9 protein-coding genes are annotated in these 11,768 nt (G+C 67.6%); 4 read left to right on the top strand and 5 right to left on the bottom strand.

Features of this window, described 5'->3' with window-relative positions:
• The 4 genes from AC5JJ2_RS02385 to AC5JJ2_RS02370 all read right to left on the bottom strand — a co-directional run bounded on the left by AC5JJ2_RS02385 (position 1) and on the right by AC5JJ2_RS02370 (position 4,921).
• Positions 1-1,350: a sulfatase family protein gene (locus AC5JJ2_RS02385; protein WP_495856357.1), complete on the bottom strand. Its 1,350-nt coding sequence runs from the start codon at positions 1,348-1,350 to the stop codon at positions 1-3.
• Positions 1,351-1,354: 4 nt separating this feature from the next.
• Complete coding sequence (locus AC5JJ2_RS02380; protein ID WP_495856356.1) at positions 1,355-2,974, bottom strand: arylsulfatase; 1,620 nt, start codon at positions 2,972-2,974, stop codon at positions 1,355-1,357.
• Between the two features lie 143 nt (positions 2,975-3,117).
• Positions 3,118-3,822 (bottom strand): PDZ domain-containing protein, encoded by a 705-nt coding sequence (locus tag AC5JJ2_RS02375; RefSeq protein ID WP_495856355.1) that lies wholly within the window; start codon positions 3,820-3,822, stop codon positions 3,118-3,120.
• A gap of 130 nt (positions 3,823-3,952) precedes the next feature.
• The gene (locus tag AC5JJ2_RS02370) at positions 3,953-4,921 is read right to left on the bottom strand and encodes an alpha/beta hydrolase family protein (RefSeq protein ID WP_495856354.1); all 969 of its coding nucleotides are present in this window, start codon (positions 4,919-4,921) and stop codon (positions 3,953-3,955) included.
• A 128-nt stretch (positions 4,922-5,049) separates the two neighbouring features.
• Between AC5JJ2_RS02370 and AC5JJ2_RS02365 the strand changes: the two genes are divergently transcribed.
• Complete coding sequence (locus AC5JJ2_RS02365) at positions 5,050-6,642, top strand: N,N-dimethylformamidase beta subunit family domain-containing protein (RefSeq protein WP_495856353.1); 1,593 nt, start codon at positions 5,050-5,052, stop codon at positions 6,640-6,642.
• Between the two features lie 21 nt (positions 6,643-6,663).
• Complete coding sequence (locus tag AC5JJ2_RS02360; protein ID WP_495856352.1) at positions 6,664-6,909, top strand: type II toxin-antitoxin system Phd/YefM family antitoxin; 246 nt, start codon at positions 6,664-6,666, stop codon at positions 6,907-6,909.
• A gap of 412 nt (positions 6,910-7,321) precedes the next feature.
• On the opposite strand, the gene AC5JJ2_RS02355 is transcribed toward AC5JJ2_RS02360, so the two are convergent.
• Positions 7,322-8,118 (bottom strand): IS5 family transposase gene (locus tag AC5JJ2_RS02355; protein WP_495856407.1). Its coding sequence is split into 2 segments (ribosomal slippage): positions 7,322-7,794 and positions 7,794-8,118, totalling 798 coding nucleotides; the frame shifts between segments, so codons are not numbered across the junction.
• A gap of 518 nt (positions 8,119-8,636) precedes the next feature.
• Here AC5JJ2_RS02355 and AC5JJ2_RS02350 point away from each other — a divergent pair.
• Positions 8,637-9,752: a mandelate racemase/muconate lactonizing enzyme family protein gene (locus AC5JJ2_RS02350; protein ID WP_495856351.1), complete on the top strand. Its 1,116-nt coding sequence runs from the start codon at positions 8,637-8,639 to the stop codon at positions 9,750-9,752.
• 111 nt (positions 9,753-9,863) lie between these two features.
• Positions 9,864-11,636, top strand: a complete 1,773-nt coding sequence (locus tag AC5JJ2_RS02345) for a hypothetical protein (protein WP_495856350.1) — start codon at positions 9,864-9,866, stop codon at positions 11,634-11,636.
• Positions 11,637-11,768 lie beyond the last annotated feature (132 nt).

The raw sequence follows: 11,768 nt of genomic DNA, 5'->3' as shown, positions 1-11,768 counted from the left end.
TCACTTCGCGTTGGGGCGGGGGTCCGGGAGGGCCTTCTCAGTCGCGAGGCCGGCGTCGCCGTTGGCCTTCATCCAGGCATCGAGGTCGGCCCGCAGTTGCTTCAGTCGTTCGGCGTGAACCGGGTCGGCGGCGAGGTTCTTCTGCTCCGTCGGGTCGGCCGTCAGGTCGAACAGCTCCTCCGCCGGGCGGGTGTGGTACCGCTTCACGACCGCCGCGGCCGCGGGGTCGGCCTTCGCCTTCGACACCCACGAGTCGAAGTAGAGGCGGCCGTCGGCCCCCTCGTTCCCCTTGTCCACGTGTGTGTGGTGCTCGGCCGTCGGGTCGAGGTTACGGACGTACTTCCAACCGACCGTGCGGACGGCGCGGATCGGGTAGCGGTTCATCTTCCCGTCGCCGCTGTGCGTGAGGAACACCTTGTCCCGGAGCTTGTCCGCCTTCCCCTCCAACACGCCAAGGAACGACTCGCCGCTGATGTCCTTCGGCTCGGCCCCGCCGCACGCGGCCACGAGCGTCGGCAGCAGGTCGATCCAGCCCACCATCGCGGCCGTCGTGGTGTTCGGCTTCACCTTGCCCGGCCACGCGACGACGAGCGGCGTGCGGACGCCGGCGTCGTAGCAGTTCCACTTCCCGAACGGGAACTGCGACCCGTGGTCGCTGGTGAACGCGAACAGCACGTCCGGGCCGAGGTGCCTCGCCGCGGCGTCGTACACGAGGCCGAGGTCGCGGTCGGCGTTCGCGACGGCCGCGAGGTAGCGGCCGCGGGCGGTGCGGGTTTCCGGCGTGTCCACGAGCGCCGGCGGGACCGAAGGCGCAGCCCTCGCGTCCTTCGGCCACGGGACGTGCGGCCAGTTCGTGCCGACGACGAGGCACAACGGCCTGTCCCCCTTCCGGGCCGCGAGCCACTTCACCGCTTCTGGGATGCAGGCGTCCTCGTGGTACTTGAAGTGGCTGGCGTGGTCGAACCCGTACTCGGTGACCTGCGCGTAGTGGGCCACCTTCCCGATGGCGACGACCTCGTACCCGAGGCCCTTAAAGTAGGCCGGCCACTTCTTGAGGGCGGCCTTCGGCCGGCTGTGGTTGAGCATCGCCCCGTTCCGCATCGGGTCGAGGCCGGTGAGCAGCGCCGCCCGGCTGGGGGCGCAGCTCGGCGACGCGACGAACGCGTGCGTGAACGTCTTCCCGGCCGCGGCGAGCCGGGCCATGTTCGGGGTGGGCACCTCCTTCCCGCCGTAGGGCGAGCAGTCGGCGAGGCTCAGGTCGTCCGCGAGGAACAGCACGACGTGCGGCGGCGCGGCGGCGACGCCGGGGGCGGTGAGGAGGAGTGCGAGCAACACGATTACACGAAACATGGTTCTATTTCTCCCCCGGCCGCGGGACGACCTGGACGCGCTTAGCCCACGCGTCCCACTTCGCGGACAACTCGGCCACCTTGTCCGGCATCGTCGCCGCGAGGTTCGTCAGTTCCACCGGGTCGGCCTCGATGTCGAACAGTTCCCATTCAACCCCGGACTTCGCCACGAGTTTCCATTTCCCGACGCGGATCGCCCGGTTCCGCTCGTGTTCCCACGCCAACTGCTCCCGCGGCAGCGGCTTGTTCGCGAACGCCGGGGCCAGGCTCGTTCCCTCCGCCGGCGTGATCGCGTGGCCGTTGAACTCGGCCGGGTACTTCGCCCCGCACAGGTCCACGCACGTCGCCATCACGTCGATCAGGTGACCCGGCTGGTCGCGGTACTCGTTCTTCGCCGCGATGCCCTTCGGCCAGTGTGCGATGAACGGCGTGCGGATGCCGCCCTCGTGGCAGTAGTGCTTGTACATCCGGAACGGCGTACCGCCGGCGTTCGCCCACCCGCTGCCGTAGCTGTGGTACGTCCCCGGCCCGCCCATCGCGGCCAGCCTCTCGCCGGCGTGCAGCACGTTCTTCGGCCCGCTGCTCTCGTCGAACCCGAACGGGTCCCACTCGGCGCACGCCCCGTTGTCGGACAGGAACAGAATCAGCGTGTTGTCCAGCTCGCCGTGCGTCTTCAAATCTTCGACGACGCGGCCGATCGTGCGGTCCATGCGATCGACCATCGCGGCGAACACGGCCATCCGCCGGGCGAGGTCGGCGCGGCGGTCGGCCGGGAGCGTGTCCCACGCCGGGTTCTCCCCCTTGCGAAGGAAGTCCTGCCGCGTCGTGAACCCGGACCGCGGCGAGAGTGGCGTCCCAGTCGGGAACAGCCCGATCTCGACCTGCTTCTTCAGCCGGGCCTCGCGGAGCTGGTCCCAGCCCTTCGTGTACGTGTCGGCGTACTTCGCGATGTCCTCGGCCTTCGCGTGCAGCGGGAAGTGCGGGGCGTTGAACGCGAGGTACTGGAAGAACGGCTTCTTCTGCCGCCGGGCGAGTGCCAGGAAGTCGAGCGAGTAGTCGCCGAATGCGTCGGTGCTGTAGAACGCGCCCTTCGCGTAGGGCCGCTTCGTCCGGTCGGCGGGCAGGCGGGTGTAGAACGGGTCTTCCTGGAAGAACGAGTTGAACCCGCCGACCATCCCGTAGAACTCGTCGAACCCGCGGTCCGTCGGCCGCGGTGTCTTCGGCCCGGCGCTCAGGTGCCACTTTCCGACCATCGACGTGTGGTAGCCGGCGGATCGCAGCACCTCGGCGATGGTGACGGTGTTCGGCTGCGGATAGCCGCGGTAGCCGGGGGCGGCCGTCTGGTTGTTCATGTTCCCGACGCCGGCCTGGTGCGGGTAGAGGCCGGTCATCAGGCTCGCCCGGCTGGGGCAGCACCGCGTGCCGTTGTAGAACTGCCGGAACCGCAGGCCGTTCGCCGCGAGCGCGTCGAGGTTCGGGGTGGCGATCTCGCCGCCGTAGCAGCCGATGTCGGCGAACCCGAGGTCGTCCGCGAGGACGAGCAGCACGTTCGGCCGCGGCGGGTCGGCGGCGCGGGCGGCACCCACGAGCGTGAGGGCTACAACCAAACTGACGAGGCGCGGCATGGCCGGTGTCCGTCGGGGAGGGTTCGGGCGCGGACTACCCACCACGGTACGACCGCGCCCGCGGCCGGCCACCGCGGGGGGGGCAAAAACGAAGAAGCCGAGGCCCGCTTCCAGCACCTCGGCTTCCGGGGAACAGTCGGTCGTTACTTAATCGTCACCGGCGTCTCCTCGACGGTGACGCCGATCTTGGTGTTGTTCACCGCGACGTTCTGCACCTGCGTCCGGCCGCTGGCGGCATCGACGTACTCGATCTCCACCACCTTCTTGCTCGTGGCCGTGAGCGCGTTGCGGAGGTCGTCGAACGTCTGCGTCCGCTTGCCGTCCGCCTTGAGAATCACGTCGCCCATCTCCAGCCCGGCGGTCTTCGCGTTGCCCGCGGGCAGCTCGGTGATCTTCAGCCCCCACTCCGACCCGGCCGGGAGCGTGTACGTCGCCGGCGTGACGTACTGCGGCGTCGCGTAGGTCGTGCCCGGCGTGGAGTAGGAGTAAGTGGGGGTGCTGTAGGAGTAGGTCGGCGTGTTGTAGTACGACGGGGTGTTGTAGTACGACTGGCCGTAATACGACCCGCCGTAGTACGGGCTGCCGCCGTAGTAGTACGGCGAGTTGCCGACGCCGAAGCTAAGGCCCCGACCGTACCCGAAGTTGTTGTACCCGTAAGGGCTGTACCCGAAGTTGTTGAACCCCCGGCCGTACCCGAAGTTGTTGTTCCCCCAAGACGGCCCGACGCCGACCCCGAAGCTGACGCCGCCGAAGTTCCCCCCGCGGGACCACCCGCGGCGTTGCGCGTCGGCCGTCATGCTGGTCGCCAGGAGCAGACCCCCGACGAGCAGGATGTGCTTGTAGTTCATGGCTTTACCTCCTTCTGGAAATGAGAAACCGTGGGCCGTGCGCGGCCCGCCGGGCGATAGCCATTTTCCAGCAGATTTCGAGCCAACGGCCGGGCCGCGGACCGAGAAGTGTCGTGCCAATCCGCGGCCGTTAATCCTTCAAATGTTTCACCACCGCGGCCATCGCCGGGAAGACATAGGCGGCCGCTCCGACGTGGGTGGCGTCCAGCCACACGATCTTCGGTCGACCGGTCGCCTCCCACAACTTCGTCATCGCCGCCGGCGGGACCACGTCGTCCCGGCTCGCGCCGATCAAGAGCAGGTGCTTCGGCTTCAACAGATTCGCATACGTAATCGGGTCCACCGGCTCGATCAGCGTCTTCAGCCGGGCCGTGCTGCCGCCGAGGAACTCGTTGACGGCCTTGAACGGGGCCGCCTTCGGGTGGTTGTAGAACGCTTCCACCAAGTCTCCGCCGCCCAGCAGCAGGCACGCGGACGACAGCCGCGGCTCGGCCGCCGCCGTCACGCCGCCGACGAAGCTGCCGAGGCTCGTGCCGACGATGCCGAGCTTCTTCGCGTTCACCTCCGGCCGGGCTGCCAGCCATGCCGCCGCCCGGCGGCAGTCGAGGACCGTCTGCGTGATCGCCTTCACCGAGTGCTCGATGTCCGGGGAGAGCAGCCGGACCCGCTCCTTCGTCGGCCGCCGCGGGCCGTAGTACGCCATCTGCACGACGAGCGCCCCGACGCCGTGCTGCGCCAGCCACATCGCCTCCCCGCGGGAAACGACCTGCGCCCCGTCGAGGATGTCCAGGACGATCACGGCCGGGACGTTGGCCTGCCCCATCGGCGCGAAGTATTCGCAGTGGACGGTGTTGTTCTCGGAGTGCGGCGACTCGACCGGCGACGGGAACCGCACCGCGGACACCCGCACGCCGCTCACCGGCAGGTCGTACCTGTGTTGCAGCTCGAACGGGAACGTGTGCTTCCCGAGGCGGAACCGTTCCGGCGTGCCGGCGTCGTCGAGCGGGACGAAGTCGATCGTTCCTTTAGTGCCAGGTTCGGCCGCGGAACCGATGGCGGTGGCGAGCAAGGTGACGAGCAGAGCGAGGACGGGCCGCACGCGTGAACCTCCGACGGTGGGATGACACCCCATCGTAGATCGCGGAATTCCCGAAGGGAAGAATCATTCGCCCGTTGATTTTCTCGGTCGCCTCGGTGACGCTGGGTGAACTTTCTCTCGGAGGTCCAATGCTCATCGGTTACGTCAGCGACGAGCGGTACGTCGCGCTCGCGGATGTCGTCCTCGAATTCGTCAGCCCCCGCGGCGAGTCGTGGGAGGCGCGGTCGCGCGCCAGCGGCGCGGTCCACGCCGACCTGCCGCCCGGCGAGTACCGCGTCGTCCTGCAGAAGCCGGGGTACGGGTCGAAGATCACGCGGGCGTTCGTGCCGTCGCCGACGCCGCACCAGTTCCGGCTGCTGTCCGACGGGCTCGTCGGGTACGCCTGGCCGAAGTGGGTGCGGAGCGGCGAGAAGTCCGAGTTCCGCGTGCATTCCGTCGAGCCGTACAAGCTCGAACTCTGGCGGTACGGCGCGGAACCCGAGTTCGTGACGGCCCTCGGCTGGCACGACGAGCACGGCCCCCGCGCGACGATGCAGGTCGTCCCGGACGGCGACTTCACGCAGACCGGCGCGGAATGGAACAAGGTCGGGTACGCGAACTCCGTCCACTCGCAGCACGTCGCCGGGCCGGACCGGTCGGGCCTCTACTACTTCCGCGCGAGCACGACCTCCGGCCGCCGGTTCGCGTTCCCGTGGGTCGTCGCGCCGGCGAAGCCGACCGCGGCGATGGCGGTGCTGGCGTCGAACGTCACCTGGAACGCGTACAACTCGTTCGGCGGCCGGAGCAACTACATCCACGCCGACGGGCTGCCGCCGACGCCGACGGTCAACTCCCGGCAAGAATTGAAACGCTACTCGGACGCCGGGTTCTTCACCTGGAACGCGGCCGCCTACCCGCCGCTGTCGTTCGACCGGCCGGAACCGTTCAACGACATCGCGTTCGACGAGAAGCGGACCGACCCGATCGAGGGCCGGCAGGCGTGCCACCTCGCCCCGGCCGAGTGGCGGCTGCTCGGCTGGCTGGAGCAGCACGGCTTCGCCCACGACTACTACGCCGAGACGCAGCTACACGACGGCACGCTCGACCTGTCCGCGTACCGGGTGCTGGTGATCGCGGTCCACCCGGAGTACTGGTCGGTCCGCATGTACGACCGGGTGAAGCGGTGGGTCTTCGAGGAGGGCGGCCGCCTCGTGTACCTCGGCGGCAACGGGCTGAATTGCGAGGTCGTGTTCCACCCCGGCCACGCGATGTCGTGCGTCAACGGCCGGCTGACGAGCCTGTGGCCGGCCGGCATGGGCGGCAAGGACAGCCGGCTGCACCGGTCGCACGAGTCCGAGGCGAACCTGCTCGGCGTGGCGTTCACCCCGGCCGGCGCGATGACCGGCGCGCCGTACCGGGTGCTCGACGCGGCCCACCCGTTCTTCGCCGGCACGGGCCTGAAGGCCGGCGACCTGTTCGGCGAGAAGAGCCTGCACATGCGGTGTCCCGGCGGCGCGTCCGGCCACGAGACGGACAAGGCGACCGCGAGTTCGCCCGCCGGGACGACGCTGTTAGCGAAGGGCACGAACCCCGACGACGGCGGGGCGGAGCTGCGGACGTTCGACGTGCCGGGCGGCGGTCGGGTGTTCTCGGCGGGGTCGATCAACTACGTGGCGTCGTTGCCGGTGGACGAGCACGTCTCGCGAATCACGGCGAACGTGCTGCGGGCGTTCCTGGTGTGACCGGCGGACGGATGTGTTAGCATGGGCGTCATGAACACGATCACCGTGACCGACCTTCAACACGACCCGTTAGAACAGATGAACCGCGCCGAGGCTGGCGAAAGCCTGCTCGTCGTCCGCGACGGCCGACCGGTCGCGGAGCTGCGACCGGTCCCCGCGAGTCCGCCGATGCCGCGGCCGTGCGGCCTGGTGGCCGGGGCGTTCACCGTGCCCGACGACTTCGACGCGCCGCTGCCGAAGGAAGTCATGCAGGGGTTTCCAGGATGAAAAAACTTACTCTTGTTGTTGCTCTTCAAAACTGCCATGCCCGATCGTATGGACGGACCTATCCGGGTAACCAGCAGCTTTATGAAGTAAGGTAATAAACTGAGCGACGTTGTTGAGCACGGACTGCACAGCGTCGTTGCTCCAGTATGTTGAAAGCGAATCCGGATCAGTATTTCTTTCGTCATCGGCTCGAGAACTGTAGAGGTAAGTTTTCTCCTCCGTCTCCGTCTTCCCGTGGGCAAGTCGGTCGCGAAACTTAAATATGCATTGCAGGGTCTGAAAAGGTTGGATTCCACGATCAAGCTGAAAGTTTAGCCGATCCGCAAGGATTGTAATCTTGTCTTGCCAGGAAGGCTTTCGCTCCACGTTTCCCCAGAATGATATCGTATCCTGTCCTACGTGGTTTAAGAAGCTATCCCAGAACTGGTTCGTTGCACAGTTTGCAGAGCTTCCGCCACCACAACAGGGCACACGCCAACTGGGTGAGCCCAAGGTAGTTCTCGGCCTTCTTGTCGTACCGCACGAGGAGGGCCCGGCACTTGTTCAGCCGCCCGATGGTCCGCTCCACCACCCACCGTCGCGGCTTGTGCCCGGTCGCCGGATCGGTCGGCTTCGTCTCCTCGCCGATCCGCCGGATGTGCGGCTCGTACCCGGCCCCGACCACCGCCGCCTCGGCCGCCGGGGTGTCGAACCCCTTGTCCAGGCACAGGTGCTCCACGACCGGCGGGCGGTCCACCACCACCGCCTCGATGACCCCGCCGATCAGGGTGCTGTCGTGGGCGTTGGCCGGGGCGACGAGCGCCGCCGGCGGTCCACCCCCGCCCTCGGTCAGCACGCCCCGCTTGGTGCCCGGCTTGCCCCGGTCCGTCGGGTTCTTGCCGACGAAGTCCCCCCAAACCGCGCCTTGTTGAGGACCGTGTCGGCCGACTGCCATTCCCACGCCACCCCGCCCAGGTCGTCGCACGCACCGACCAACACGGCCCACAGCCGCTCGAACACCCCGTCGGCCACGAACCGCTGGAACCACCGGTGGACGGTCGAGTCGGACCCGAACGCGGTGGGCAGGCGGTTCCATTGGACACTCGACCGGAGGCGGTAGATGATGCCGTTCAGGACCCGCCGGAAGTCGGCCCGGGGCCGCCCGGTCGGGGCCGGCGGGTAGAACTCGTGCAGGATGTCTTCGAGCACCGGCCACAGGCTATCGGGCACCTCCCAGATGGTGTCGGGCGGGGTCACGGACCGCTTGGTTCGGGGCATTCGTCGGCCTCCTGCCGGGGAAGGCCAAGAGGCTACGACATCAGGCGGCTACACCGCAAGTCGAGTTCTGGGATAGCTTCTAAATGTGCCTCGACAGCAAACGCGGCAAATAGTACAGCTGAAACACGGCAGTAATTTGAACCTGGGGAGTGCTCTTTGGCAGTTTCAAGTAAGCTGAATGAACCGTTCAGCAGGTATGAGAACGCATTAAAGGTAGCTGTCCCTGCCATCCGGATTGGTTTCGGCTTCATCTGTTGTCCCCATTTGTCCACATCTCGAGTATGGCTCTCAAGGAACACAAGGTCGGTTGCGAAAGATTTTTCTGATACTGCCGTTCGCCGGTTATGTGGCGAGTAGCCCACACGGATCAACTTTCCCCTTATCTTCTCTTCTCGCCCGTGGTATCCTCCACATCCCTCCCGCGTTTCCCGTCCAGGATGCCCCATGAAGATCACCCGCCAGGATGCCCCATGAAGATCACCCGCGTCGAGCCGATCCCGGTGTGCGTGCCGCTCAAGACGGGGCTGACCGCGAAGACGGCCCACGGCGAGCACGCCACGTCGCCCTACGTCCTCGTCAAGCTGCACACCGACGCCGGCGTCGTCGGCCTCGGCGAGGCCACCATCAGCGGCCTCTGGTCCGGCGAGACGCAGGCCGGGACCGTCGCCGCCGTCCGCGAGTACATCGAGCCGGCCGTCAAGGGGCTGGACGCCCGCGACATCACGGCCGTCCGCCGGGCGATGGACTTCATCATCAAGCTCAACCCGTTCACGAAGGCGGCCGTCGAGATGGCCGCGTGGGACGCCTTCGGCAAGGCCGTCGGGCTGCCGGTCTACCAACTGCTCGGCGGCAAGGTCCGCGACCGCGTGCGGATCAAGCTCGTCGTCTGGGCACGGGACGTGCCCGGCTCCCGGAAGATGGCCGAGGACCACCTGAAACTCGGCGTGTCGTGCGTAAAGGTGAAGGTCGGCCTCGACCCGGAGACGGACGTGGCCCGCGTGCGGGCGGTCCGGGAGGTCGCGGGGCCGGACGTGCCCGTCACCATCGACGCGAACTGCGGCTGGACGATCCAGCAGGCCCGGCACTGCCTGCGGCAGCTCGCGGACGCGAACCTCTTGCTCGCGGAGCAGCCGATCCCGGCCGGCGACCCGGTCGCGCTGGCGGAACTCCGCCGCGACACGCCGGCCCCGATCATGGCCGACGAAAGTGTGTTCACGCTCCAGGACGCATGGCAGTTGTCGCTGCACCGGGCGGCGGACGTCTTCAGCGTCTACCCCGGCAAGCACGGCGGGATCGCGGCGACGGCCGAGATCGTGGCCTTGGCGAAGGCGGCCGGGGTGCGGTGTACCATCGGCAGCAACCTGGAACTCGGCGTCGGCACGGCCGCGATGCTGCACGTCGCGGCCGCGTTCCCGGAGGTGGACACGGACGCGTTCCCGGCCGACACGATCGGCCCGTTCTACCACGAGGCGGACTTGATTACGAAGCCGCTCGACCTCGGCCCGCCGTACGCGCGGGTCCCCGACGGGCCGGGCCTCGGCGTGGAGCTGGACGAGGACCAGGTGAAGCGGTGGCGGGTGGGGTGAGGCCGGTTTTCAGCCCCGTTCACGGGGCTAAAAACCTGGGCCGGATGCAACCTGCCGCCCATTCATCACGTCAGATATAATGCTGCCTTCGACTCCCCCGGAGAACCCGCCGTGTCCTTGGCCCGCCTCTCCCTGTTGGCCGTCGCTTGCCTCGCGCTTGTTTCGCCGCTCGCGGCTCAGGCCGACCCGGAACAACTCTTCGTGGACGCCCTCGCCACGGACAAGCTGCTCGTGAAGGGGCAGTACAAGGCCGTGCGGGCGGTCATGGCCGACTACTTCGAGAAGAAGTACGCCGCCGACCTCAAGGCCGGGTTCGGCGACGACTTCGACGCCATCACGAAGTTCCTCAAGGACAACCCGGACCTCCGCGAGACGCTGTTCTGCGCCCTCGACCCGGAGGTCGATCAGTTCGAGGAGGCGCTGAAGCTTTTCCGCGAGCTGTACAAGCTCGGCCCGGACAAGCTGAAGGCGCACGCGGAACTGGCGGTCGCCGTCTGCGTCGTGTGGGACGACCCGAAGGCCGTGTACGACTACCGCGGCCACGCCCGGCGGACGCGGAGCACCCTGCCGACCGACCCGCTGACCGTCGGCTGGAAGGAGAACTACCAGTACCTCCTCTCCCGCGAGGGGGAACTCAAGGGCGTGGTGCAGAACCTGCCGTGGGAGTTCCTCGTTCACATGGTCAACAACCGCACCCCGGTCGGCGAGCGGGACTGGGCCGTCAAGAACTACATCAAGAAGCGGGCCGGCATCGGCGGCGTGTACAAGGAGATCGTCTACGACAAGGAGATGCTCCGCACGGAACAAAGGAACGGCGGCGGCAAGGGGGACTGCCGGCTCACGGACCAGGACTACACGCTGGAGGGGATCAAGAAGTACGGCGGCGTGTGCGCCATGCAGGCCGACTTCGCCGCGCGGGTCGCGAAGAGCATCGCCGTGCCCGCGGAGTACGTCCGCGGCGAGGGGAACAGCGGCGGGCTGCACGCCTGGGTCATGTGGGTCGAACTCAAGGCCGTCACGAAGGACAAGATCGAGTTCGCGCTGCTTTCCGAGGGGCGGTACTTCGGCGACCAGTTCTACGTCGGCACGCTGGAGGACCCGAAGTCCGGCCGGGAGACGACCGACCGCGACCTGGAGCGGCGGCTGGTGACCATCGGCGTCGCCCCGCAGCACGCCCGGCAGGCCGACCTGCTCATGCGGATGTACCCCTACGTGAAGGAGAAGAAGGAGATGCCGCCGAAGCAGCGGCTGGCGTTCGTGAAGAAAATGTTCGAGATCTTCCCGCACTGCGAGCGGGCGTGGGTGGAGCTGGCCGACATCGCGAAGGACGGCAAGACGATCGAGCCGCCGGACGCCGTGAACCTGGCGAACCGGGCGCTCACCGCCTTCGCCGGCTCGCCGGACTTCAGTTGGTCGCTGTTCGACGCGATCCTGACGAGCCAGAAGGACAAGACGCAGCGGGGCAGCGTGTTCGAGAAGGCGGTGCTGAAGTACGAGGCCCTCGGCCGGCCGGACCTGGCGTGCGAGTGCCGGATCAAGTGGGCCGAGTACGTCGAGGACGCGAAGGACTACAAGAAGGCGGCCGAGGGGCTGGCGCAGACAATCACGAAGTTCCCGGCCGAGGGGCGGTACGTGCCGCGGGTACTGGACAAGCTGGCGGACGTCTGCTCCAAGTACAAGGACGGCACGAAGAAGCTGGCGAAGTTCTACCTGGAGTTCCTGCCGCGGGTTCCGAAGACCCGCGGCGACGAGGTGACGGCGTACGCGGTGAAGGTCCACGAGCAGGCGCACGAGTTCTTCAAGAAGAACAACATGACGAAAGAGGCGGCCCAGGTGGAGGCGGTGCTGACGCCGCTGAAGCGGGCGAAGCCGGGGAAGCCGTAGGGCCACACCCGAATGACCGGTGGGCCGTCAGGCGTTCCGTGGCGCAAAGGGGGGGGGGGTGCTTTTTGCGCCAAATTAAAACCCACCCCAGTTATGCCCCGGAACCCCGTGACCCAACGCCCCCCTCCAACA

The sequence above is a fragment of the Limnoglobus sp. genome, from assembly GCF_059499385.1.
Note: the sequence above shows the minus strand (reverse complement) of the source record. Positions and strands in the feature narration are given on the sequence as shown.

What these genes read in the sequence shown, in the direction of transcription:
- AC5JJ2_RS02385 (WP_495856357.1), bottom strand. Translation starts at nt 1,350, where the DNA reads ATGTTTCGTGTAATCGTGTTGCTCGCACTCCTCCTCACCGCCCCCGGC.
- AC5JJ2_RS02380 (WP_495856356.1), bottom strand. Translation starts at nt 2,974, where the DNA reads ATGCCGCGCCTCGTCAGTTTGGTTGTAGCCCTCACGCTCGTGGGTGCC.
- AC5JJ2_RS02375 (WP_495856355.1), bottom strand. Translation starts at nt 3,822, where the DNA reads ATGAACTACAAGCACATCCTGCTCGTCGGGGGTCTGCTCCTGGCGACC.
- AC5JJ2_RS02365 (WP_495856353.1), top strand. Translation starts at nt 5,050, where the DNA reads ATGCTCATCGGTTACGTCAGCGACGAGCGGTACGTCGCGCTCGCGGAT.
- AC5JJ2_RS02360 (WP_495856352.1), top strand. Translation starts at nt 6,664, where the DNA reads ATGGGCGTCATGAACACGATCACCGTGACCGACCTTCAACACGACCCG.
- AC5JJ2_RS02350 (WP_495856351.1), top strand. Translation starts at nt 8,637, where the DNA reads ATGAAGATCACCCGCGTCGAGCCGATCCCGGTGTGCGTGCCGCTCAAG.